The sequence below is a fragment of the Rhodopseudomonas sp. genome, assembly GCF_048594845.1.
Classification (GTDB): Bacteria; Pseudomonadota; Alphaproteobacteria; order Rhizobiales; family Xanthobacteraceae; genus Rhodopseudomonas.
On sequence record NZ_JBMDXE010000030.1, the window covers coordinates 1 to 22,938 of the forward strand.

Genomic DNA, 22,938 nt, shown 5'->3' on the forward strand with positions numbered 1-22,938 from the left:
CAGGGCCGCATCCGCGTAATCTCGCCGGATGTCGGCGGCGGTTTCGGCCAAAAAGGCATTCTACTGCCGGAGGAAGTCTGCCTGTCGTGGCTGACGATGCGGCTCGGCCATCCGGTGCGCTGGATCGAGGATCGTCGCGAAAACCTCACCGCCAGCGCCAATTGTCGCGAGCATCACTACAAGATCACGGTCTACGCCGATCGCGACGGCAAGCTGCGCGGCATCGACTGCGAGGCCACGGTCGATTCCGGCGCGTACTCGTCCTATCCGTTTTCCGCCTGTCTCGAGGCCGCGCAGGTCGCCAGCATTCTGCCGGGCCCGTATGTGATGCCGGCCTATCGCTGCCGAACCTATTCGGTGGCGACCAATAAATGCCCGATCCTGCCGTATCGCGGCGTCGCGCGAACCGGCGTCTGCTTCGCGCTGGAATTGATGCTCGACCTCGTCGCGGCTGAAGCCGGGTTGGAGCCGGGCGAAGTCCGGCTGCGCAATCTGGTGCAGCCCGAGCAGATGCCGTTCGACAACATCACCAACAAGCATTTCGACAGCGGCGACTATCCGCAGGCGATGCGACGGGCGCTTGAGGCGATCGACGTTGAGACCTTGCGCGAGCGCCAGCGCTGCGGTGAACCGGACGGCCGGCGCATCGGGCTCGGCGTCTCGATCTATTGCGAGCAGGCAGCGCACGGCACCTCCGTGTATTCCGGCTGGGGCATCCCGATGGTTCCGGGTCACGAGCAGGCGACGGCGCGGCTGACGCCGGACGGTGGGCTCGAGCTGCGCGTCGGTGTGCATTCACACGGCCAGAGCATGGAAACCACGCTGGCGCAGGTCGCGCACGAGATGCTCGGCGTCGATGTCGCCAAGGTGCGGATCATCCTCGGCGATACGGCGATGACGCCGTATTCGACCGGCACCTGGGGATCGCGCTGCGCCGTGATGGCTGGCGGGGCGGTGGCGACCGCCTGCGGCGATCTCGGTGATCGCATCAAGCGGATCGGCGCCAAGCTGCTGCAGCAGGAGGTTGCCGATGTCGCGTTGCGCGACGGCGAGGTGCACGGCCCCAACGGCAGCGTGACGTTGCGCGAGATCGCCCACACCTGGTATCGCCGCCCGCAGGATCTGCCGAAGGATGTCGATCCTGGCGGGCTCGACGTCACTTCCGGCTACAAGCCGCAGCGCGACAGCGGGACCTTCAGCTACGCGGCGCACGCAGCGGTGGTTGCTGTCGATCCTGATCTCGGCAACGTCGAGATCCTCGATTACGTAATCGTCGAAGACGGCGGCGTGCTGATCAATCCGCTGGTGGTGGACGGCCAGATTTTCGGCGGCCTCGCGCAGGGTATCGGCACCGCGCTCTATGAAGAGATGCCGTTCGACGCCAGCGGCCAGCCGCTGGCCACGACCTTCGCGGACTATCTGTTGCCGGGACCGACCGAGGTGCCGGCACCGCGGCTCGATCATATGGAGACGCCGGCACCCTATACGCGGTTCGGCGTCAAGGGGATCGGCGAAGGTGGCGCGATCGCGCCGCCGGCTGCGATTGCCAATGCAGTCAACGATGCACTGCGACCGCTCGGCACCGAACTAATGCGCTCGCCGATCACGCCGCATCGTGTGGTCGAGGCGGTGATTGCCGCGAGTGGTACGGGGAGGGCGGCCGCATGAAGCCGGCGCCGTTCGACTACGCGCGCCCGCGCGACCTGTCTTCCGCACTTGCGCTGCTCAGCGGCAACGCGGGCGCCAAGGTAATGGCCGGAGGCCAGTCGCTGGGGCCGATGCTGAATCTGCGTCTGGCTCAGCCCGAGCAGATCGTCGACATCACCGCGATCGACGAGCTGAAGCTGGCCGAGGTCCGTGGCGACGAGTTGGTGCTCGGCGCCTGCATCACCCACGCCGATATCGAAGACGGCCGCGTGCCGGACGTGACGAGAGGCGCGATGCGCGGCGTCGCTGCCAACATCGCCTATCGTGCGGTGCGCAATCGCGGCACGCTCGGCGGCTCGCTCAGCCACGCCGATCCGGCCGCGGATTGGGTATCGGTGCTGACCGCGCTCGGTGCGCGGGTCGCGCTCCGCAGTCCAGTCGGGACGCGGCAGGTCGCGCTATCCGACTTCATCGTCGGCGCGCTGCAGAGCTGCCTGCAGGCCGGCGAGTTGGTGGCCGCGATCCACATCCCGAAGCGGCCGGCAACGGCGCAATGGGGCTACGTCAAGACCTGCCGCAAGACCGGCGAATTCGCGCATGGCCAGTGCGCGATGCTGATCGATCCCGACGCGGGCAGCGCGCGGATCGTCATCGGCGCGCTCGACGCCGCCCCGATCCTGATCGCGCAGCCGGCCGAGCTGTTCGGCGGCCATATCGACGCCGACTACAAGACGCGGCTCGATGCCCGCGTTGCCGACCGGTTGCTGAGCGACGCCGGCGTCACTGACGCCGTGCATCGCCACATTCATCTCACCGTGCTGAAGCGCGCGTTGCAGGAGGCCGCATGAGCACGCTCGCGCTCACCGTCAATCGTCGGGCGGTCGATCTCGCCGCTGAGCCGCGTACCAGTCTCGCCGACGTCGTGCGCGACCATCTCGATCTCACCGGCACGCATCTCGGCTGCGAGCACGGCGTCTGTGGCGCCTGCACCGTGCTGATCGACGGCGTGCCGGCACGGTCGTGCATCACTTTCGCGGCCGCCTGCGACGGCGCGACCGTCACCACGATCGAGGGGCTCGACGACGACGAGATCGCCACCGAGCTGCGCGCCGCGTTCACGCGCGAGCACGCGTTGCAGTGCGGCTACTGCACGCCCGGCATGCTGGTGTCGGCGCGTGATCTGGTGCTGCGCCTGCCTGAGGCGGACGACCGCGCCATCCGCGTCGGCATGAGTGGCAATCTCTGCCGCTGCACCGGCTATGTCGGCATCGTCCGCGCGGTGACCGCAGTAATCGCCGATCGCCGCGCGCGCGGGATCGCGCCCGAAGTGGGCGGCGGTCGCACGATGCTCGGGCCGGTCGGCTCGGGGCACGGCGCGGCGCAGGATGAGCGGCGCGGCGCGGCGACACGCGCTGCGGCGAGCCCTTCGTCATCCCTTCAGAATGTCGCGATCGCGGACTTCACGCCGGCCGCGACGATTAAGCAGACGTTCGAGGTGCAGCATCCGCCAGCGCAAGTCGCGGCGCTCTTCGCGGATGTCGCGGCTGTCGCCACCTGCCTGCCGGGCGTTGCGCTGACCAGCGCCGAAGATCCAAATCGCATCGAAGGTGAGATCCGCGTCCAGGTCGGGCCGATCGCGGCGCAGTTCGCCGGCGTCGCGCGCGTCGAGCGTGCGGCCGACGGGATGTCGGGCCGGATCATCGGCACCGGCAATGATAGCCGTAGTCGGTCATCGACCCAGGGTGAGATCCGCTACCGTCTTTTGCCTCTCGCGGATGGCGGCGCGACGCGCGTCGAACTAACCATCGGCTACACGCTCACCGGTCTGCTGGCTCAGGTCGGACGTAGTGGCCTGGTTCGCGATCTGGCGCGCCGGCTGGTCGATCAGTTCGCCGCCAATCTCGAATCCAAGCTGTCGGGTCACGCGGTCGAGCTCGCTGACGCCGATCAACATCTCAACGGGCTGGCGTTGCTGCTGAGCCTGATAAGGGCGCGGCTGCCGCGTTGGCTGGGAGGGACGTCCCGCCGCTAGCGGCGGGCGCAATCGACTTGTGACGGGCGCCGGGGGCGGCGTCCGGTGAAACAAACAAATGATCACGGAGAAACGAGGATGATGCGACACCTGCGGACTGCTTCTCTCATCGCGCTGGCGACGGCGTGCCTGATGGCAACGGCCTCGGCCGAAACCATCAAGATCGGCGTCAACGAGCCGCTGACCGGCGCTTTCGCGGCGTCCGGCACCTACGTCGTCAACGGTGCGAAAATCGCCGCCGACGAGATCAACGCCAAGGGTGGCGTGCTCGGCAAGCAGATCGAGCTGGTGATCGAGGACAACAAGAGCAACCCGACCGAAGCGGCGGCCGTCGCCGAGAAGCTGATCACCCGCGACAAGACGCCGGTGATGATGGGGGCCTGGGGCTCGAGCCTGACTCTGGCGGTGATGCCGAAGCTGATGGAATACGAAGTGCCGATGGTGGTCGAGACCTCGTCGTCCGGCAAGATCACCACGTCCGGCAATCCCTACATCTTCCGTATCTCGCCGCCGTCCGCGATCGAAGCTGCGGCCTTCGCCAAGATCGTCGACAAGCTGTCGCTGAAGAAGGTCGACTTCCTGGTCATCAACAACGACTGGGGCCGCGGCGCCGCCGAGGACTTCGGCAAGATGATGAAGGAGAAGGGCATCGGCGTCGGCCTGGTCGAGACCATGGACCAGGGTGCGCAGGACATGAGCGCTCAGCTCTCCAAGCTGAAGGGCTCGGACTCCGAGACGATCATCGTCACCGCCGCGGTCGATCAGCTGACGCTGCTGTTCAAGCAGGCCGCCGCGCTCGGCCTGAAGAAGCGGATCATCACCACCGGTGGTTCGCAGAACCCCGATCAGATCATTGCGCAGGCCGGCGCCGCCGCGAACGGCACGATGCATCTGACGACCTTCCTGCCGTGGTTCCCGGACAAGACGCCGAACCCGGAAGCCACCACGTACTTCGTGTCCGAATGGAAGAAGCGCGGTTTCGACTTCGCCGGCTGCACCGAGAGCTTCCGTGGTTATGACGGCATCCGTACCGCGGCCGCCGCGATCGAAAAGGCAGGCAAGGCCGAGCCGGCCGCCATCAAGGCCGCGCTGTGGGACATCAAGCTGAAGGGCCTCAACGGCGACATCGCATTCCAGAAGTCCGGCCCTGCCGGCAAGGAGAGCGGCCAGAGCCAGCCCAACGTCTACCTGATCGAGATCGCCGACGGCAAAGTCGCGATGAAGGATCTCTGATCGCGCGATGACAACCGGCGAGGCGCGACCCGCGCCTCGTCCCTCCCTGACCGTGAGGATCGACCTTGGGCGAATTTCTCCAGCATCTCATCAACACGCTCGTGCTCGGCGGCACTTATGCGCTGCTCGGCATCGGCCTCACGCTGATCTTCGGCATCATGAACGTCGTGAACTTCACGCACGGCATTCTCTACACTTTCGGTGCCTACGTAATGTTCATCGTGGTGCAGAAGTTCGAACTGAACTTCTTCGTCGCGTTGCCGCTGGCGATTGCGAGCGGCTGGGCGCTTGGCGCGCTGGTGGAACTGACGCTGCTGCGGCCGCTGCGCGGCTCCGATATCGACACCACCATGCTGGTGATGATCGGCGCCTGGATTGCGATGCAGTCGGCGACGCTGTGGGTCTGGGGCGGCGTCGCCAAATCGGTGCCGACGCCGTTTCCGGATGCGCCGCTCGAGATCGGCCCGGTCTCGGTATCGTGGCTACGACTGTTCGTGCTGATCGCCGCCGGGGCGCTGATCGTCCTGACCTACGTGCTGATCAACCGCACCCGGCTCGGCAGCGCGATGCGCGCGACGTTCCAGGACCAGGACACGGCGGCGCTGATGGGCGTCAACGTCAACCTGATCTACACCTCCACCTTCGCGATGGGCTCAAGCCTCGCCGCCGCGGCCGGCGCGCTGCTCGGCCCGGTCTACGTGGTCTATCCGGCGATGGGCGATCTCGCCGCCGTCAAGGCTTTCGCCATCGTCATTCTCGGCGGCCTCGGCAACATCACCGGCGCGGTGATCGGCGGCTTCATCCTGGCACTCGCTGAAGAACTCGGCGCGGGCTACATCTCGTCCGGCTATCGCGATGCGATGGGCTTCCTGATCATCATCGCGGTGCTGATCTTCCGCCCGACCGGGCTGTTTCCTCGTGCGGAGCGCGTCGGATGAGACTGCTGTTGTCGATCGTCGTCATCGCTGCGTTCGCCGCCGTTCCGCTGTGGCTGAGCGATCCGTATCTGCTCAACGCGCTGATCACCACGGGGATCTTCGTGATCGGCGCGATGAGCCTCAATCTGCTGCTCGGGTTCACCGGCCAGCTCAGCCTCGGCCATATCGCCTTCTTCGGCATCGGCGCCTATGTCAGCGCGCTGACCTCGCTCGGCTTCAGCGTCAGCCTGCCGTTCGGGCTGCATGTCGTGCACGAGCCGTGGCCGCCGCTGGCCGGCTTCGCGATCGCCGTGCTGGTGTCGGGACTGTGTGGCTATCTGGTCGGCCGGCTGTCGTTTCGGGTACGCGGCGCGTATTTCGTCATCGTCACCATCTCGTTCGCCGAGGTGGTCCGGCTGGTGGCGCTGAATTGGGTCGAGCTGACGCAGGGACCGTTGGCGCTGACCAGCATTCCGCCGATGCAGGTCAGCTTTCCCGGTGTCGGCGAATTCATCTTCCGCACCAAAATGCACAACTACTATCTGGTGCTCGGTGTTGCCGTGCTCTGTTATCTCTTGATCGCACGGCTGGTGCATTCACATATCGGCCGCGCGATGCGCGGGTTGATGGAGAACGAAACTCTCGCGGTGTCGATCGGCATCGACGTCACCAAGACGCTGACGCTCGCCGCCGTGGTGTCGGCCGGCATCTGCGGCGCGGCCGGCAGCCTCTATGCCCACTACATGAAGATCATCGATCCGGAGGTGTTCACCTTCATCAACACGGTGACGATGGTGATTATGGTGATTACCGGCGGCAAGGGCACGTTGGCCGGCCCGGTGGTCGGCGGGCTGATCTTCGGGCTCATGCCGGTGGCGCTGCGGCCGGTCATGGCGCCTGAGGCGCAGTGGATCGCCTATGGCGGCGCGCTGATCGTCATCCTGTTCATCATGCCGCGCGGCATCGTGCCGGCGCTGGTGCAGTGGCTCCCGCGGATGAAACCGGTGGCAACGCCGAGCTTCGCCAAGCGCGGCGTCGAGGAGAGCGCGTAATGACAGCTGCAGCAGCACTCAAGCAGCCGTCGGTGCAGACCGCGCTCAGCGTCGAAAAAGTCGCGATGCATTTCGGCGGACTTGTTGCGATCTCCGACATGACGTTCTCGGTCGGCGAGGGTGAGATCGTCAGCCTGATCGGCCCGAACGGCGCCGGCAAGACGACGGCGTTCAACGTCGTCACCGGCTTCCTGACGCCGACGCATGGCGACGTCACCTATCGCGGCCAGTCGCTGCGCGGGATGAAGCCGCAGGCGATCGCGGATTTGGGCCTGATCCGCACTTTCCAGCGCACCAGCGTGTTTCCCAACGACACGGTGTACGACAACGTGCTGATTGGTCTGCATCGCCGCGGCCGCGCAGGCGTGCTGACGTCGGTGCTCGGTCTGCCGCGGGTGCGGCGGCTGGAGGCCGAGTTGAAAGACAAGGCCGCCGAGCTGGTCGACTATGTCGGCCTCGGCCGCCGGGCGCAGGATCAGGCGGGCTCGCTGTCCTACGGTGAACAGCGGCTGGTCGGCGTGGCGCTGGCGCTCGCCGCCGAGCCGTCGATGCTGCTGCTGGACGAGCCGGTGTCCGGCATGAACGCGTCGGAGACGCATACGTTCGTGCAGCTGATCCGCAAGATCCGCGATCGTGGCATCACCATTCTGCTCGTCGAGCACGACATGCCGATGGTGATGAGCGTGTCGGATCGGATCGTCGTGCTGAACTACGGCCGGATCATCGCCGAAGGAACGCCGGATGTGATCCGCAACGATCCCGCGGTGATCGAAGCCTATCTCGGCCAGGGTGTGAAACATGCTTGAGCTCATCAACGCCGTCTGTGGCTACGGCGGCGTCACCGCGCTGCAGGGCATCACCTTCGAGGTCAAGGCTGGGCAGCTCGTCGCGTTGATCGGTGCCAATGGCGCCGGCAAGAGCACGACGCTGCGGGCGATCTCCGGCCTGGTGCCACTGCGCGCCGGCGCGCTGCGCTTCGACAACGAGGTGCTGACCGGCGCGCGGCCGCCGCGCATCCTCAAGGCCGGCATCGCGCATTGCCCCGAAGGCCGCCGCGTGTTTCCGCATATGACCGTCGAGGAGAACCTCGACATGGGCGCTTACTTGCGCAGCGACCGCTCCGAAGTCGCGGCGGATCGCGATCGGATCTATGGCGAATTCCCGCGGCTCGCCGAGCGGCGCAAGCAGGCTGCCGGCACGCTGTCCGGCGGCGAACAGCAGATGCTGGCGATCGGTCGCGCGCTGATGAGCCGGCCGCGGCTGGTGATGTTCGACGAACCGTCGCTCGGTCTGGCTCCGAACATCGTGGAGCGCACCTTCGCGATCATCCGCCGCATCCGCGACACCGGCACGACCGTGCTGCTGGTCGAGCAGAACGCCTTCGCGGCGCTCGACATGTGCGACCACGCGTACTTGCTGGAAGGCGGTCGCATCGTGCTCTCCGGCAGCGGTGCCGAGCTGATCGCCAATCCGCACGTTCGCAAGGCGTATCTCGGTGGCTGAGGATTGGGCCGGAGCTGTTGCGCGGTCGCAGGACCAGTGGTTTCCGGTCTGCAGCCTGCCGCGGCTGACCGCCGCCGGCATCGTCGCGGTGCGCGTCGCCGGCGTCGATCTCGCATTGATTTCCGATGGCGGTGTGGTGTCGGCGTGCGAGCGGGCCTGTCCGCACGAGCAGGCCGATCTCGCCTGCGGACGCGTGGTGAACGGACGGCTCGCCTGTCCGCGCCACGACGCCTCATTCAGTCTGATCGATGGTGCCATCTCGGACGGCTGGCCGAGCCGGCCGCTGCGACTCTATCCGGTCCGGGTCGAGCGCGGCGAGGTGTTCATCAACGCCGCCTCGCTGAAACCTGGCAACTAACTTTCAGCCGATCAGTTCGCGGGCCGCTTGCACCAGCGCACCATCGGGCTTGCGCAGTTCTGCGAGGATCGAGAAGTGATCGTGCCCGGCGAGCGGCAGCAGCCGACCCGGCGCACCTGCGGCCTGACGGCGCGCGTGCAAATCCATCGAGTCCAGCACCAGCGCCGGCAATTCGTTGGCGCCGTAGGCGAGGTCGAGACGCTTGTCGATCACTGGCAATCGCGAGGGCGACAGCTTTGCGATCTCGTCGTCGGTGAGCTGCAGCGCTTTGTTCAGCCCGGTGTCGCGGATCGGGCCGAGATCGAACACGCCGGAGATCGACAGTCCCGCAGTGACCAGCGGATGATCCAGCGTGATCGCCACCAGATGTCCTCCGGCGGACCAGCCCGAGGTGACGACGGGGCCGGCGACACCATGCTCGGGGCCGTGGGCGGCGAGCCAGTCGAGCGCGGCGCGGCTCTCGTCGACGATGGTGGTGAGCGACACGTCGGGCGCCAGCGAGTAGCCCGGAATCGCCATCGACCAGCCATGCGTCGCGATGCCTTCGACCAGCATGGCGAACAGCTCGCGCGAATTCTTCTGCCAATAGCCGCCGTGCCAGAACACGAGGCAGGGCGCGTCGCGCTCGGCTCCGGGATAGAGGTCGATCTTGTTGTTGGGGCGCGGGCCGTAGGGCAGGTCGAGCACCGACTTCAGCGTCGCGCGTGCCTTCGCGGACGAGGAGTTGCGTTCGGCGATCAGCTCCGGACTGTTTTTGACGGCGCTGTTGTTGTCGTAGGCCGCGTCACGCTCGCTCTGCGAAAGTTGCGCCCAATTGGTGCGGGGATCGGCAGGGCGGTCGTTCGTCATTGCGTGCTCATTCCTTGTTATTCGCTCGAGCGACCATGGCAGCAAAGCGCCTTGTATGTCGATCGCATTTTTGCGGCATCTGGCGCATCTCGCGGCACGCTTGCTACGCGCTTCAAATTGCATTCGCCGCGCCGCTGTGGCAATGCAGCAGGATAGTTCAGTGGCGTCGAAGACCATGGCGGACAAACCCAAAGCGCCCGATCGCGGCGCGGTGATCTACAAGGCGCTGTGGCACGCCATCATCGAGCAGGCGCTGCAGCCCGGAGCCAAGCTGCCTGAAGACGCGATTGGCGAGAAGTTCGGCGCCAGCCGCACCATTGTGCGCGCCGCGCTGGCGCGGCTCGCTGCCGAAGGCCTCGTCGAGCTGCGGCGCAATCGCGGAGCGGCGGTGGCGACGCCGAGCTGGAGCGACGCGCGGGATATCTTCGACGTGCGGATCGGCCTCGAGCGGCTGGTCGTGGCCCGACTTGCCGGCCGGTTGACGCGCGAACAGATCAAGCAGCTCAAGCAGCACGTCGACGCCGAAGAACAGGCCCGCGGCAGCAACATGCCGCTGTCGATCCGGCTGGCAACGGATTTTCACATCAAGCTTGCTGAGATGACGGGAAACCCGGTGCTGGCGCGCTATGTCAGCGAAGTGGCGTCCCGCTGCGGGCTGATCCTCGCGCGCTACAGCCGCCCGCATTCGTCGGATTGCGCGGTGAGCGAGCATCGCGCGCTGATCGCCGCGCTGTCGTCCAACGACATTCCGGCCGCGATGGCGCTGATGGATCATCATCTCGACGCGGTGGCGGATCGGGCAATGATCTTCGAACATCCGCAGCCAGAGCGCGATATTCAGGACATCCTGACGCCTTACGCGAGGGAGGCGGCGCAAGTGAAGGGCAAGAAGGCTGCGAAGAAGAGCTAACCCCGCTCTGCAGCGTCATTGCGAGGAGCGCAGCGACGAAGCAATCCAGCGCCGTGCGCTGAGCTGGATTGCTTTGCTTTGCTCGCAATGACGCGGAGAGGTGGTCGCGTTGTAGCCGCAGCCCTCGCAACGCTTTGAATTTCGGCCGATCTGCTTCCTACGCCTCGATCCCTCGTTGCGTCAGCAGCCGCTCCGCGCTGTCGTTCCAGACGTCCATCTTGACGATCTTGCCGCCGCGCACGACGAAGCGGTCGACATAGCGGTTGCCTTCGAACGGCGTGCCGTCTGGCCATTCGCCATAGAGCGTGCCGGTGTTGTACACGACCGTCTCACCGTCACCGGGCGCGACGTCCGTCCGTTCCATTTTCTTCTTCACCCATTTGTAGCGCATGGCGTTGAACGCGGTGCTGTCGCGCGGATGCTTGAATTTGCGCCCGCCCGTGAAGGTGATGGCAACATCCGGTGCCATGAAGGTCGCCGCCGTCTCCGGATCGGGGACCATCGAGGCGACCAGAAAGCGTTCGACCAGCGCGGCCGCCGCGGCAGTATCGTCGGCCGGCGCGGGCGTCGGGGCCGGTTGAGCGTGGGACATAGGAGTTCTCCGTGTCTGGCTGTGTCCCGATTAAAGCAAACCGGGTGCCAGGAATCGTATCCGTTCGAAGGCCAGATTGTATACGATTTGGGCGATTGCTGTCTGCATGTTGAGCAGGCCAAGGCGATCGACGTCCTGATTTATTGGGGTTTGGAGCGCTTGGGCGGCAAATCCGCCCGTCCGCTGTCTGGCACACCGATTGCTAGCTTTAACCCGCATCCATTGGAGAGAGGGCCGTAAGCATGTTCGCACTGCCGAGAATTTCGCGCCGCTTGCTGATTGCCGCAGGCGCCACGTCGTTGATGCTGGCCGCCGTGCCGGCCTGGGCCCAGGAGACCGTCAAGGTCGGTCTGGTCGCGGCGATGTCGGGTCAGTCGGCCAAATCGGGCGAGGCGATCGTCCGCGGTCTGTCGCTGGCGATCGACGAGATCAACGCCAAGGGTGGCGTGCTCGGCAAGAAGGTCGAGCTGGTGGTGCGCGACGATGAAAGCAATCCCGCCAAGGGCGTGATCGCGGCGCGCGAACTGGTTCAGCGCGAGAAGGTGGTGGCGTATTTCGGCGGCATCGATACGCCGGTGTCGATGGCGATCGTTCCGTTCGCCAACCAGTCCAAGGTTCCGTTTATCGGCGTCTGGGCCGCGGGCACGCCGATCACCCGCAACGGCGCCGCCGAGAACTATGTATTCCGCGTCTCGGCGGTCGATGCGCTGGTCGATGTCGCGCTGGTCGACTACGCGGTCAAGAAGTACGCGGCCAAGAAGCCGGGCATGATCCTCATCAACAATCCCTGGGGCGAGTCCAACGAGGCCGGTCTGAAGGCTGCTCTGGCGGCTAAGAACATGCCGAATGCCGGTGTCGAGAAATTCGAAGGCGGCGACGTCGATCTGGTGCCGCAGCTCACCCGCCTGAAGGATGCCGGTGCCGATACGCTGTTCATGGTCGCCAACGTCGCGCCGTCCGCGCAGGTGGTGAAATCTCTCGACCGGATGGGTTGGAATGTGCCGGTGGTGTCGCATTGGGGCCCGGCGGGTGGTCGCTTCACCGAGCTCGCCGGACCGAGCGCCGAGAAGGTGCACTTCATCCAGACCTTCAGCTTCTCGGGTAACGCCAGCCCGAAGGCCGCCGCGGTGTTCGAGGCGCTGAAGGCGAAGTATCCGCAGATCAAATCGGCCGCGGATGTCACGCCCGCCGTCGGCATCGCCAACGCCTACGACGCCATGCATCTCACCGCGCTCGCGATCGCCAAGGCCGGCTCGACCGACGGCACCAAGATCCGCGACGGCTTCTACGAGATCGGCAGCTATGACGGCCTGATCAAGACCTACAACAAGCCCTTCACCAAGGATAACCACGACGCCCTGTCGCCCTCTGACTACATCTTCACCTACTTCAAGGGCGACGAGATCCTGCCTTTGACGAATTGAGCGGATGATCGCTCACCGCACCCACGTTCGTCATTCCGGGATCCATCTTCGTCGGCGCAGCCGATGAAGATGGAGGCCCGGAATCCATACCCCCTGTGCCGGACTGCCGGCACAGCCGTTGTAGCCCTGTCTTCAATTTTGACCGCAGGGATTATGGATTCCGGGCTCGCGCGGAGCCTGTCATCGGGCCGGCCAAAGGCCGGACCCTGTGGCGCGCCCCGGAATGACGAACGATAGTTTGTAGTTGCCCCAACCTCCCACGGACCCCCATGCTTGCTTCCGCCATCATTTCCGGTATCGGCCTCGGCAGCATGTACGGGCTGATCGCGCTCGGCTTTCACATCACCTATGTGGTGTCGAGCACCGTCAACTTCGCGCAGGGCTCTGCGATGATGCTGGGGGCCGTGCTCGGCTATACGTTCGGCATCCGCTATGGCTGGCCGATGCCGCTTGCGGTGCTGGCTGCGCTCGCGTGTTGTGCTTTGGTCGGCCTGGTGATCGAGCGCTTCCTTGTGCGGCCGTTCGTGGCGCGCGGCTCGAATGCGTGGCTGATGGCGACCGTCGCGGCCGGCATCGTGCTCGATAACATCGTGCTCTTCACCTTCGGCAAGGAGCCGCGCGGCTTTCCGTCGGCGCTGGCGAGCCAGCCGATTCGCCTCTTCGGCGCCGGCGTCTATCCGCTGCAGTTGATCATTCCGCTGGTCGGCATCGGCTGCGCGCTGGCGCTGCATCTTCTGCTACGCCACACTCGACGCGGCAAGACGCTGCTCGCCGTGGTGCAGAACCCTGATGCGGCGCGGTTGATGGGCATCAACGTCAATCGCACCATTGCGATCTCGTTCATGGTCTCGACCGCGCTCGCCGGTCTCGCCGGCATCCTGATCGCGCCGCTGTTCAGCGTCAGCTCGGAGATGGGCACGCTGTTCGGCATAAAGGCATTTGCGGTCGCGATCCTCGGCGGCATGGGCTCGGCCTGGGGCGTAGTGATCGCCGGTCTCGTCTACGGCTTGATCGAGGCGCTGGTCACCTCGTTCCTCGGCTCCGTCTACACCCAGATCGTGGTGTTCTCGGTGGTCATCCTTGCGCTGGCGCTGATGCCGAACGGGCTGTTCGGCCGCGCCGCCATCAACAAGGTCTGACCATGCAGCCGCGATCATCCTTGCGCTCGTACGCGATGCCGGCAGCGATCCTGCCGCTGACGCTGGTTGCCGCACTCTATGCCGCGCGAGCGGACGGCTACGCGCCGTTTGTGCTGGCGATGGTGGCGCTGACCTGCGTGGTAGGCGTCGGCCTCAACATCCTGGTGGGCCTGACCGGACAGATCTCGCTCGGCCATGTCGGCTTCTACGCGATCGGCGCCTACACGGTGGCGATCCTGACGCTGCAGGGGATCAGTTTCTGGCTGGCGCTGCCGCTGGCCGGGCTGATCGCCGGCGCCATCGGACTGCTGCTGTCGCTGCCGGCGCTGCGCGTCACCGGTCCGTATCTGGCGATGATCACCATCGCGTTCGCCTTCATCGTGCAGCATCTCAGCATTGAATGGCGCGGCGTCACCGGCGGTTCGAATGGCCTGATGGGGCTGCCGCCGCCTTCGGTCAGCGGCCACGTCTTCACCGAACGCGAGATGGCGCTGCTGGCGATCGGGCTCGCCGGCGCCGCGACGTACTTCTTCTATCGGCTCGCGGGCTCGGCGTGGGGCAAAGCGATGGTCGCAGTGCGCGATGCCGAAGTCGCGGCCCGCTCGATCGGGCTCAACCCGGTGACCGTCAAGGCCGCTGCGTTCATGCTGTCGGCGGTGTTCACAGGGCTCGCGGGCGGCATCTTCGCGTCGCTGCTCGCCTTCGTCGCGCCGGACTCGTTTCCGTTCTCTCAGTCGATCCTGTTCCTGTTCGCCTGCGTGGTCGGCGGCGCCGGCTGGGTCTTTGGCCCAGCGGTCGGCGCGGCCATCACCGTGGTGCTGCCGGAACTGCTGTCGCAACTCGCCGAATATCGGCTGCTCTTCTTCGGCGCGTTGCTGCTGGCAGTGCTGTGGCTCGCGCCGGAAGGCGTGCTCGGCACGCTGGCGCGGCTGGTCCGACGCACCGATCCGCGGCCGGCAACGCCGGGTGATGTCGGCGCTTACTTGGCGGGCGTGGCGAGCAAGGATGCGCTCGAAGTCGGCCAGATCGGCATCAGCTTCGGCGGCATCAAGGCCGCGTCGAACGTCTCGTTCACGGCGCAGCCCGGGCAGGTCACCAGCGTGATCGGCCCGAACGGCGCCGGCAAGACCACCGTGCTCAACATGATCGGTGGTTTCTACAAGCCGGATCATGGCAGCATCCGACTCGGCGGCGATGACCTCGCCGGCGCGCCCGCTTGGCGCGTCGCGCGGGCCGGCATCGGGCGCACCTATCAGACGACGAAGCTGTTCGACACCATGAGCGTACTTGAGAATGTGCTGATCGCGATGCGCGGTGGCCGGCTCGGATCGATGGTCAGCGCTGCTGCTGGCGCCGCCGACGAAGCCGCAGCCGAAGCGCTGATCGCTTTCGTCGGCTATCGTGGCCCGCTCGCGGCCGTTGCCGGCGACCTGCCGCATGTCGATCGGCGCCTCGTCGAGATCGCCCGCGCGCTGGCGATGCGGCCGCGCGTGCTGCTGCTCGACGAGCCCGCCGCCGGCCTGATGGCGTCCGACAAGGACGCGCTCAGCGGTCTTCTCAAGCGGATCGCCGATCTCGGCATCGCGGTGATTCTGGTCGAGCACGACATGCGGCTGGTGATGGGGATCTCCGATCACATCGTGGTGCTCGACGCCGGCACGCCGATCGCCGCAGGCACGCCGGACGTGATCCGACGCGACCCAAAAGTGCTCGCGGCCTATCTCGGCGGCGCCGAGATGCGGGCGCGCGGCCGCGACGCGCCGTGGGACGGTTCGCATGATGCCGTGCTCACCACGCTCAATTTGGTCGCCGGCTACGGCGCTGCGCCGGTGCTGTCGGATCTCAATCTCGAAGTGCGGCCCGGCGAGATGGTCGCGGTGATCGGCGCCAACGGCGCGGGCAAATCGACCATGATGCGCGCGCTGGCCGGGCTGCTGCGGCCGATCGACGGCGACGTCATCCTTGAAGATGAGCGCATCGACAAGATCGCCGCGCATCGCATCGCCGCGCGCGGCCTCGCGCTGGTGCCCGAAGGCCGGCAGGTGTTTCCCGAACTCAGCGTCTACGACAATCTCGAACTCGGCGCCAACACGCGGAGCAATGTCGACTACGCGGCCGAGATCGAGGCAGTGCTGAAGCGGTTTCCACGGCTGCGCGAGCGACTGCATGGCCGGGCGGGGCTGCTGTCCGGCGGCGAGCAGCAGATGTTGGCGATCGCGCGTGGCATGATGGCGAAGCCGCGCATCCTGCTGCTCGACGAGCCGTCACTGGGCCTCGCGCCGGCGATGATCAACGAGCTGTACGACGTGCTCGCCGACCTGCGCGACGAGGGCATCACCATTCTGCTGGTGGATCAGATCGCCGTGCTGGCGCTCGCGGTCGCCGACCGCGGCTACGTCATCGACAGCGGCAGGATCGTTCGCGACGACACCGCCGCCGCGCTGCGCAGCGACCCCGAGGTCGAGGCCGCCTATCTCGGCCATGTCTCGTAGCGGGCAGTTGCCTCGTGTCCCGGACGCGGTGCGGCACTCTTGTGCCGCTCCGCAGATCCGGGACCCCGGTTATGAGCGCAAACCGGGACCCCGGATCTGCGACGCAAGACTGCGTCTTGGATCGCGTCCCGGGAACGGCTCGAACTAATCAAATTGCAAGGATCCGTCCATGACCTTCGATCTCATTCTCCGCAACGCCGCCATCGTCGATCGCGAGGGCCGCGCCGATATCGGCATCAAGGCCGGGCGGTTTGCGGCGATCGAGGCTGGGCTGGCGGCGGACGGCGCGCCGGAGCAGGATTGCGGTGGGCGGCTGCTCGTCCCGGGCTTCGTCGAGACCCACATCCATCTCGACAAGTCCTGTCTGCTCGGCCGCGGCAAGTGCGAGATGGGCACGCTGGATGAAGCGATCGCCGAGGTCGTGAAAGCCAAGAAGGCGTTTACCGAGGAGGATGTCTATCAGCGCGCCTCGCAGACGCTGGAGAAAGCGATCAAGAACGGAACGAATCGGATCCGTACTCATGTCGAGGTCGATCCGCGCGTCGGCCTCACCAGCTTTCGTGCGTTGAAGCAGCTCAAGGCCGACTACGCGTGGGCGGTCGATCTGCAGCTCTGCGTGTTTCCGCAGGAAGGGCTGCTCGACGATCCGGGCTGCGACGACGTGATGCTGCAGGCATTGCGCGAAGGCGCCGATGTGGTTGGCGGCGCGCCCTATATGGACAAGGATTCGCACGGCCAGATCGGCCGCATCTTCGCGATGGCCAAGGAGTTCGACGTCGACATCGACTTCCATCTCGACTTCGGGCTCGATCCTGCGCATCTCGATCTCGACGAAGTCTGCCGCATGGCGGACGCCACGAAGTGGGGCGGACGGGTCGCGATCGGCCATGTCACCAAGCTGTCGGCGATGCCGAGCGCTGCGTTTGAGGCGGCGGCGGATCGTCTGGCATCGGCCGGCGTCGCCGTCACCGTGCTGCCGGCGACCGATCTGTTTCTCACCGGCCGCGACAGCGACCATAACGTGCCGCGCGGGGTGACGCCGGCGCCTCGGCTACGTGCGCGCGGCGTCAACGCCAATATCTCGACCAACAACGTGCTCAACCCGTTCACGCCGTTCGGCGACTGCTCGCTGATCCGCATGATCAATCTCTACGCCAACGTGACTCAGGTTGCGGCGACTGCCGAACTCGCCGGCTGTCTCGACATGGTGACGTCGGCGTCGGCGCGGCTGCTCAATCTGAAGGACTACGGCATCGCGGTCGGTAACCCGGCCGATGTCGTCGTGCTGGATTGCGCCACCAAGGCGCAGGCGGTTTGCGAGATCGCGCAGCCGCTGTTCGGCCTCAAGCGCGGCGTTCGGACATTCGACAAACCCGCCGCGATGTTGCACAAGCCGAACTGACTTCGCCGCGGCGACACCACCATACTGACGGAGACGAGATGCCGGTCGACGACACGCTGAATGCATTCTGTGCGCATGGACTGATCGAACGCCAGACGCAGCAGCAGGGGCCGCTGGCCGGACTGAATTTCGCAGTGAAGGATTTCTTCGACGTCGCGGGCGCGCCGACCGGCGCCGGCAGCCCGGAATGGCTGGCGACGCATCCGGTCCCTGAGCGTTCCGCGCCGGTCGTCGATCGTCTGCTCGCCGCTGGCGGCAAAATGGTCGGCAAGACGCACACCGACGAAATGGCGTGGAGCCTCAACGGCGAGAACGCGCATTACGGCACGCCGATCAATCCGGCCGCGCCGGGCCGCATTCCCGGCGGCTCGTCGAGCGGCTCCGCGGCCGCGACCGCCGGCAAGCTTGTCGATTTCGCGCTCGGCTCGGACACCGGCGGCTCGGTGCGGCTGCCGGCGAGCTATTGCGGCATCTACGGCATCCGCACCACGCACGGGCGCATCCCGCTCGACGGCGCGGTGCCACTGGCGCCGAGCTACGACACGGTCGGTTGGTTCGCGCGGAGCGCCGAACTGATGGCGACGATCGGCAACGTGCTGCTCGACGACGTTCCTGTGCCGCGGCGGCCCTCGCGCGTGCTGATCGCGCAGGATCTGTTTGCGGCGATCGAGCCGCGCGTCGTCGAAGCGCTGCGGCCGGGACTTGCGCGGCTGACCGCGCTGCTGGGCAAGCCGACGCCGGTCGAAGTCGCCGGTGACGAACGCGCGGCGTGGCGTAATGCGTTTCGCGTGCTGCAGTCGCGCGACGCCTGGGCTGCGCATGGCGCGTGGGTGAGCGAGGTGAAGCCAGCGTTCGGCCCCGGCGTGAAGGAGCGCTTCGCGGCGGCCGCCGTGCTCGATCCGGCCGAGGTCGCTGAAGCCGAGGCGTTACGCGAGCGCATCATCGCCAAGATGCTGGCGCTGATCGAGGACCCCGTGCTGATCGCGCCGACTGCGCCCGGCATCGCGCCGCTGCGCAATTCCTCCGGCGATGCGCTCGAAGCTTTCCGCGCACGCTCGATCGAACTGTTGTGCCCCGCCGGCCATGCCGGTCTGCCGCAACTGTCACTGCCGCTGGCGACTCTGGATGGCTGTCCGCTCGGCTTATCGCTGATCGGCGGTCGTGGCAGCGACGAGGATCTGCTGGCGATCGCCGCCGAACTCGAGCGCGCGGGCTGAACGCTCAGCTCAGCGCGTGCCGCGCACGAAGGCGAAGCGGCCGAGCGAAGCGCCGCGTGTCTGATCCGGTGCATTGACGGGAGCGCGCGGCGGCGCGAACCCGCAGTCGGATCGGACCGGCGTTCGCGGAGCCAACGCGGTCGCGCGACCAGTGGCTTCGGATAGCCTGCTCAGCAGCGTGCGCAACCGGCGGTTTTCGGTCTGTAGTTCCTTCATCGCCAGTAGCGCCGGCGGCGTCAGGCTGCCGAAGCGCTTGCGCCAGCGATAGAACGTCCGCTCGGAGATGTGCGCCGTCCGGCAGATCTCCGGAATCGGAATGCCGGCTTCGGCTTCGTGCAACAGATACAGAATCTCGGTGTCGGTGTGCTGCGAGTGGCGCATGGGCTCACGCTTTCATCGTTGCACGAACTGCAAAGCAAACATCGCTCGGCCGGCGCAACACGCCTGCGCAGCAGATGCGGCGTTCCTTCATCAGCGGCACAACCACGTTTTGTCGCCGCGCCGTGATGATGCCGCCTAGACTACAGCGAAACGCTGCCGATCGAAAATGGCAAAATTGACATTAAGCGCGTCGGAGAGGCGTTTTTGCTGCCCGATTGGGCAGCTTTGCGGGTTATTTGGAGTTGCCGCTTCGTCGCTCGCGGACCGACACTCGCGCCACTTCCAGCACAGGGGTTGGTCCATGAGCAAGTTCACGCGGCGTTCGTTTCTTCAGACCTCCGGGCTCGCAGCGGCGGCGCTGGCGTCGCCGTTCGGCGCGCCCTCGATCATACGATCGGCTCACGCGGCGGCCGGCACCGTGAAGCTCGGCTGTCTGTTCTCGTCGTCCGGCACGATGGCGAACATCGAAGGCCGGCTCAATCACGTCGTGCGCATGGCCGCCGACGAGATCAACGCCAAGGGCGGCGTCAACGGCCGCACCATCGACGTCTCGGTGTCCGATCCGGCCTCCGACTGGCCGCTCTACGCGCAGATCGGCAAGCAGATGCTGGAGCAGGACAAGGTTGCGGCGCTGTTCGGCTGCTGGACCTCGGTGTCGCGCAAATCGGTGCTGCCGGTGGTCGAGCAGGCCAACGGCCTGTTGTTCTATCCGCTGCATTTCGAGGGCGACGAGAATTCCAAGAACGTCGTCTATGTCAACTCGCCGCCGGCGAGCTCGGTGCTGCCCGCGGTCGACTACTTGATGAGCGACGATGGCGTCAGCGCCAAGCGCTTCTTCATGCTCGGCTCGGACTACGTCTGGCCGCGCACCATCAACAAACAGCTCAAGGGCTACTGGAAGTCGAAGGGAATTCCGGAGACCGCCTGGAAGGAAGAATACGTCCCGCTCGGATTCTCCAACTTCCAGACGCTGGTCAATCAGATCCGCGCATTCGCCGATCAGGGCGGCGGCAAGCCGATCGTGGTGCTGACGGTGGTCGGCTCGTCGATCCCGGATTTTTTGCGCGAATTCGCCAACCAGGGCATCAAGGCGACCGACGTGCCGGTGCTCGGCCTCGATATGGTGGAGGCCGACCTCGAAGGCCTCAACACCGAGCCGCTGGTCGGCCATCTCAACTGCTGGGCCTATCTGCAGAACGCCAAGGGCGAGAAGAACGCCGCGTTCCTCAAGCAGTGGGCGGACTACGTCAAGGCCAAGAACGTGCCGTTCAAGGGCGACGTCGCAATCGATCCGATGGTATCCGCCTATGATGCCGTGCATCTGTGGGCGATGGCCGCCGCGAAGGCCGGTTCGTTCGACGTGCCGGAGGTGCAGAAGGCGTTCGCGGGGCTCAGCTTCGATTGCCCGTCGGGCTACAAGATCCAGATGACCGCCGAGAACAACTACGTGTCGCGCGGCGTGTTCATCGGCTCGGTCAACGAGAAGCAGGGCTTCGACGTGCTGTGGCAGTCCAAGGACGCGCCGAAGCCGGTGCCGTTCAGCCCCTACAGCTGACGATGTGACGGACGACTGCCGGCCGCTTCTGGCCGGCAGCACGCGGCGGACTTGATGCGACGTTTGTTTCTCATGGTGATGATCTTGCTCGCGGCTGTCGGCTCTTCGGCGGCTGCAGAGCTCGATCGGGCCGACCTGATCGGCCGGTTGTGCGGCGATGCGAGCGCGCTGGGGGAGGCGGGCCGTGCGTTGACGGCACTCGCCGCTGATGGCTCCGCGGCCGATCGCGCCTGGGCGGCGCCGATCGCGCGGGCGATGATGGATCGCAAGCTGAGCTGCGATAGCGACGGCGCGATTGTGACGAGCGCGGACGGCAGCCGCGATGCCATCAGTGGCGCGCCGCGATCGGCCGCGAGCGGACGCTCGCCGCTGCTCAGCCTGAAGAATCGCGGCGTGTTCGAGATTGCCGATGCGGCACTAGCGCTGCGCAGTTCGCCCGATCTGGGACGGCGCGCCGCGGCGCTGCGCACGCTCGAGCGGCAGGCCGCAACGCTGCCGGAGCGGTTGTTCGAAGCTGCAGCCGCGGAGGAAGCCGATGCTGGGCTGAAGGCGCAGATCAGTGCGGTGGCTGAGGCCGCGGCGCTCAATTCGTCCGATATGGCCAAGCGGATCGCCGCCTTGCAGCGGATCGCAGCCACGCCGGACCGGCGAGCGCTCGCGAAGGTTAGTCCGTTGACCAAGGATCCGGCCTATGCGGCCGATCCCGCGTTCAAAAGCGCGGTCGACGGCGCAATCAGCAAGATCGAGCGCGGCATCAAGATCGGCGACCTGCTGGCGACGCTGTACAACGGCCTCAGCTTCGCCAGCATCCTGTTCATGGCCGCCATAGGTTTGGCGGTGATCTTCGGCCTGATGGGCGTGATCAACTTGGCGCAGGGCGAACTGATCATGATCGGCGCCTACGCAACCTGGTTGGTGCAGGAGGCTCTGCGGCGTTTGGCGCCGGCGCTGCTCGACTACTACCTGATCATCGCCATTCCGGTCGCCTTCCTGGTCACTGCAGCGATCGGCATCGCGCTCGAGGCCATTCTGCTGCGGCATCTGTATCGCCGGCCGCTGATGAGCCTGCTGGCCACCTGGGCTGTCAGCCTGTTCCTGATCAACATCGTCCGGGTAACGTTCGGCACCCAGAACCTCAACTTCACCACGCCGTTCTACGTCACCGGCGGCGTGCCGGTGATCGGCGACTTCATCTTCACCTGGAACCGGATGTTCGCGATCGCCTTCGCGGTGGCGACTTTGGCGCTGACCTGGGGCCTGATGCGGCTCACGCCGCTCGGCCTCAACATCCGTGCCGTCACGCAGAACCGCACCATGGCCGGCTGCATCGGCATTCCGGTTCGGCGCGTCGACATGCTGGCGTTCGGGCTCGGCTCGGGTCTCGCTGGGCTCGCCGGCCTGGCACTGGCGCCGATCTACAGCGTCAATCCGCAGATGGGGCAGAACTTCGTCATCGACAGCTTCATGGTCGTGGTGCTCGGCGGCGTCGGCACCATCGTCGGCACAGTCGTCGCCGCGCTCGGCATCGGCCAGATCAACGTGCTGATCGAGCCGCTGTGGGGCGCTGTCGCAGCCAAGGTGATCGTTCTCTTGATGATCATCGGCTTCCTGCAATGGCGGCCCGAAGGCCTGTTCGCCATCAAGGGCCGCCGCAAATGAAGCCACTGGCCGCCGACCGTCCGTTTCAGATCCTGCTCGCTATCGTATTGGCGGTCGCCGTGCTGCTCGCGGTGGCGACGCCGCTCGGGATCTCCACGTATCTCGCCAACGCCGTCGGTCAGCTCGCAGCCTTCGCCGTGCTGGCGCTCGCGCTCGATCTTATCTGGGGCTATCTCGGCATCCTGTCGCTCGGCCACGGACTATTCTTCGGCATCGGCGGCTACGTCGTGGCGATGCACCTGTTGAAACACTCCAGCGAAGTCACCGGCCGGGTACCGGACTTCATGCAGTTCATGGGGTGGTCGAGCTACCCGTTCTACTGGGCCGGGCTCGGCTTCTTTCCTTATGCGCTGCTGGTTGCTGCAGTGGTGACGCTGCTGATCTCCGGCGTGTTCGGCTACGTATCGTTCCGCTCGCGTGTCGGCGGGGTGTATTTCTCCATCATCACCCAGGCGCTGGTCTATGTCGCCATGCTGCTGATGTTCCGCAACGACACCGGCTTCGGTGGCAATAACGGCATGACGGGCTTTTCGGTGGTGTTCGGCTGGCCGATCGGCAGTAGCGGCGCGGTGATCG

At 66.0% G+C, this 22,938-nt stretch carries 21 protein-coding genes; 18 read left to right on the top strand and 3 right to left on the bottom strand.

Going from position 1 to position 22,938, the window contains the following annotated elements; all coding sequences use genetic code 11:
* The 9 genes from ACOJTD_RS01700 to ACOJTD_RS01740 form a co-directional block, all read left to right on the top strand.
* On the top strand, positions 1-1,668 hold a 1,668-nt coding region (locus ACOJTD_RS01700), incomplete at its 5' end, for a xanthine dehydrogenase family protein molybdopterin-binding subunit (RefSeq protein ID WP_420131213.1).
* Entirely contained in the window at positions 1,665-2,495 is an 831-nt protein-coding gene (locus ACOJTD_RS01705; RefSeq protein WP_420131214.1) for an FAD binding domain-containing protein, read from the top strand. The genes ACOJTD_RS01700 and ACOJTD_RS01705, both read left to right, overlap by 4 nt.
* Complete coding sequence (locus ACOJTD_RS01710; RefSeq protein WP_420131215.1) at positions 2,492-3,679, top strand: xanthine dehydrogenase family Fe-S subunit; 1,188 nt, start codon at positions 2,492-2,494, stop codon at positions 3,677-3,679. Before ACOJTD_RS01705 ends, ACOJTD_RS01710 begins: the two co-directional genes overlap by 4 nt.
* Positions 3,680-3,757: 78 nt before the next feature.
* A complete protein-coding gene (locus ACOJTD_RS01715; RefSeq protein ID WP_420131216.1) occupies positions 3,758-4,912 on the top strand; it encodes an ABC transporter substrate-binding protein in 1,155 nt (384 codons plus the stop codon).
* Between the two features lie 65 nt (positions 4,913-4,977).
* The gene (locus tag ACOJTD_RS01720; RefSeq protein ID WP_054161342.1) at positions 4,978-5,850 is read left to right on the top strand and encodes a branched-chain amino acid ABC transporter permease; all 873 of its coding nucleotides are present in this window, start codon (positions 4,978-4,980) and stop codon (positions 5,848-5,850) included.
* Entirely contained in the window at positions 5,847-6,881 is a 1,035-nt protein-coding gene (locus tag ACOJTD_RS01725; RefSeq protein WP_420131217.1) for a branched-chain amino acid ABC transporter permease, read from the top strand. Before ACOJTD_RS01720 ends, ACOJTD_RS01725 begins: the two co-directional genes overlap by 4 nt.
* Complete coding sequence (locus ACOJTD_RS01730; protein WP_420131218.1) at positions 6,881-7,687, top strand: ABC transporter ATP-binding protein; 807 nt, start codon at positions 6,881-6,883, stop codon at positions 7,685-7,687. Before ACOJTD_RS01725 ends, ACOJTD_RS01730 begins: the two co-directional genes overlap by 1 nt.
* On the top strand, positions 7,680-8,384 hold the full coding sequence (locus tag ACOJTD_RS01735; protein ID WP_054161339.1) for an ABC transporter ATP-binding protein: 705 nt from the start codon (positions 7,680-7,682) through the stop codon (positions 8,382-8,384). The genes ACOJTD_RS01730 and ACOJTD_RS01735 overlap by 8 nt, the downstream gene beginning before the upstream one ends.
* On the top strand, positions 8,377-8,742 hold the full coding sequence (locus ACOJTD_RS01740; RefSeq protein ID WP_420131219.1) for a Rieske (2Fe-2S) protein: 366 nt from the start codon (positions 8,377-8,379) through the stop codon (positions 8,740-8,742). The genes ACOJTD_RS01735 and ACOJTD_RS01740 overlap by 8 nt, the downstream gene beginning before the upstream one ends.
* A 3-nt stretch (positions 8,743-8,745) precedes the next feature.
* Here ACOJTD_RS01740 and ACOJTD_RS01745 read toward each other — a convergent pair whose 3' ends face one another.
* Positions 8,746-9,591, bottom strand: coding sequence for an alpha/beta hydrolase (locus tag ACOJTD_RS01745; protein WP_420131220.1), 846 nt, complete (start codon positions 9,589-9,591; stop codon positions 8,746-8,748).
* 175 nt (positions 9,592-9,766) lie between these two features.
* Between ACOJTD_RS01745 and ACOJTD_RS01750 the strand changes: the two genes are divergently transcribed.
* Positions 9,767-10,501 (top strand): GntR family transcriptional regulator, encoded by a 735-nt coding sequence (locus ACOJTD_RS01750; protein ID WP_420131231.1) that lies wholly within the window; start codon positions 9,767-9,769, stop codon positions 10,499-10,501.
* Positions 10,502-10,658: 157 nt separating this feature from the next.
* On the opposite strand, the gene ACOJTD_RS01755 is transcribed toward ACOJTD_RS01750, so the two are convergent.
* Positions 10,659-11,093, bottom strand: a complete 435-nt coding sequence (locus ACOJTD_RS01755; protein WP_420131221.1) for a nuclear transport factor 2 family protein — start codon at positions 11,091-11,093, stop codon at positions 10,659-10,661.
* Between the two features lie 242 nt (positions 11,094-11,335).
* On the opposite strand from ACOJTD_RS01755, the gene ACOJTD_RS01760 reads away from it, so the two are divergent.
* From ACOJTD_RS01760 to ACOJTD_RS01780, 5 genes are all read left to right on the top strand, one after another.
* Positions 11,336-12,517: an ABC transporter substrate-binding protein gene (locus ACOJTD_RS01760; RefSeq protein ID WP_420131222.1), complete on the top strand. Its 1,182-nt coding sequence runs from the start codon at positions 11,336-11,338 to the stop codon at positions 12,515-12,517.
* Between the two features lie 269 nt (positions 12,518-12,786).
* Positions 12,787-13,656 carry a branched-chain amino acid ABC transporter permease gene (locus ACOJTD_RS01765; protein ID WP_420131223.1) on the top strand — a complete coding sequence of 290 codons (870 nt, stop codon included), beginning with the start codon at positions 12,787-12,789 and terminating at the stop codon, positions 13,654-13,656.
* A gap of 35 nt (positions 13,657-13,691) precedes the next feature.
* Positions 13,692-16,148 (top strand): ATP-binding cassette domain-containing protein, encoded by a 2,457-nt coding sequence (locus ACOJTD_RS01770; RefSeq protein ID WP_420131224.1) that lies wholly within the window; start codon positions 13,692-13,694, stop codon positions 16,146-16,148.
* 169 nt (positions 16,149-16,317) lie between these two features.
* Positions 16,318-17,550, top strand: a complete 1,233-nt coding sequence (locus ACOJTD_RS01775) for an amidohydrolase family protein (protein WP_420131225.1) — start codon at positions 16,318-16,320, stop codon at positions 17,548-17,550.
* Positions 17,551-17,588: 38 nt separating this feature from the next.
* Positions 17,589-18,767, top strand: coding sequence for an amidase (locus ACOJTD_RS01780; RefSeq protein WP_420131226.1), 1,179 nt, complete (start codon positions 17,589-17,591; stop codon positions 18,765-18,767).
* A gap of 9 nt (positions 18,768-18,776) precedes the next feature.
* Here the strand turns inward: ACOJTD_RS01780 and ACOJTD_RS01785 are convergent, their stop codons facing one another.
* Entirely contained in the window at positions 18,777-19,148 is a 372-nt protein-coding gene (locus tag ACOJTD_RS01785) for a transposase (protein WP_420131227.1), read from the bottom strand.
* Between the two features lie 301 nt (positions 19,149-19,449).
* Between ACOJTD_RS01785 and ACOJTD_RS01790 the strand changes: the two genes are divergently transcribed.
* The 3 genes from ACOJTD_RS01790 to ACOJTD_RS01800 all read left to right on the top strand — a co-directional run.
* Positions 19,450-20,703 carry a transporter substrate-binding protein gene (locus ACOJTD_RS01790; protein ID WP_420131228.1) on the top strand — a complete coding sequence of 418 codons (1,254 nt, stop codon included), beginning with the start codon at positions 19,450-19,452 and terminating at the stop codon, positions 20,701-20,703.
* Between the two features lie 72 nt (positions 20,704-20,775).
* The gene (gene urtB / locus ACOJTD_RS01795; RefSeq protein ID WP_420131229.1) at positions 20,776-22,362 is read left to right on the top strand and encodes an urea ABC transporter permease subunit UrtB; all 1,587 of its coding nucleotides are present in this window, start codon (positions 20,776-20,778) and stop codon (positions 22,360-22,362) included.
* On the top strand, positions 22,359-22,938 hold a 580-nt coding region (locus tag ACOJTD_RS01800; protein ID WP_420131230.1), incomplete at its 3' end, for an ABC transporter permease subunit. The genes urtB and ACOJTD_RS01800, both read left to right, overlap by 4 nt.

Coding starts and splice junctions, on each gene's coding strand:
- ACOJTD_RS01780 (WP_420131226.1), top strand. CDS start 17,589: ATGCCGGTCGACGACACGCTGAATGCATTCTGTGCGCATGGACTGATC.
- ACOJTD_RS01785 (WP_420131227.1), bottom strand. CDS start 19,148: ATGCGCCACTCGCAGCACACCGACACCGAGATTCTGTATCTGTTGCAC.
- ACOJTD_RS01745 (WP_420131220.1), bottom strand. CDS start 9,591: ATGACGAACGACCGCCCTGCCGATCCCCGCACCAATTGGGCGCAACTT.
- ACOJTD_RS01790 (WP_420131228.1), top strand. CDS start 19,450: ATGAGCAAGTTCACGCGGCGTTCGTTTCTTCAGACCTCCGGGCTCGCA.
- ACOJTD_RS01735 (WP_054161339.1), top strand. CDS start 7,680: ATGCTTGAGCTCATCAACGCCGTCTGTGGCTACGGCGGCGTCACCGCG.
- ACOJTD_RS01715 (WP_420131216.1), top strand. CDS start 3,758: ATGATGCGACACCTGCGGACTGCTTCTCTCATCGCGCTGGCGACGGCG.
- ACOJTD_RS01765 (WP_420131223.1), top strand. CDS start 12,787: ATGCTTGCTTCCGCCATCATTTCCGGTATCGGCCTCGGCAGCATGTAC.
- ACOJTD_RS01705 (WP_420131214.1), top strand. CDS start 1,665: ATGAAGCCGGCGCCGTTCGACTACGCGCGCCCGCGCGACCTGTCTTCC.
- ACOJTD_RS01755 (WP_420131221.1), bottom strand. CDS start 11,093: ATGTCCCACGCTCAACCGGCCCCGACGCCCGCGCCGGCCGACGATACT.
- ACOJTD_RS01730 (WP_420131218.1), top strand. CDS start 6,881: ATGACAGCTGCAGCAGCACTCAAGCAGCCGTCGGTGCAGACCGCGCTC.
- ACOJTD_RS01770 (WP_420131224.1), top strand. CDS start 13,692: ATGCCGGCAGCGATCCTGCCGCTGACGCTGGTTGCCGCACTCTATGCC.
- ACOJTD_RS01760 (WP_420131222.1), top strand. CDS start 11,336: ATGTTCGCACTGCCGAGAATTTCGCGCCGCTTGCTGATTGCCGCAGGC.
- ACOJTD_RS01775 (WP_420131225.1), top strand. CDS start 16,318: ATGACCTTCGATCTCATTCTCCGCAACGCCGCCATCGTCGATCGCGAG.
- ACOJTD_RS01710 (WP_420131215.1), top strand. CDS start 2,492: ATGAGCACGCTCGCGCTCACCGTCAATCGTCGGGCGGTCGATCTCGCC.
- ACOJTD_RS01725 (WP_420131217.1), top strand. CDS start 5,847: ATGAGACTGCTGTTGTCGATCGTCGTCATCGCTGCGTTCGCCGCCGTT.
- urtB (WP_420131229.1), top strand. CDS start 20,776: ATGGTGATGATCTTGCTCGCGGCTGTCGGCTCTTCGGCGGCTGCAGAG.
- ACOJTD_RS01750 (WP_420131231.1), top strand. CDS start 9,767: ATGGCGGACAAACCCAAAGCGCCCGATCGCGGCGCGGTGATCTACAAG.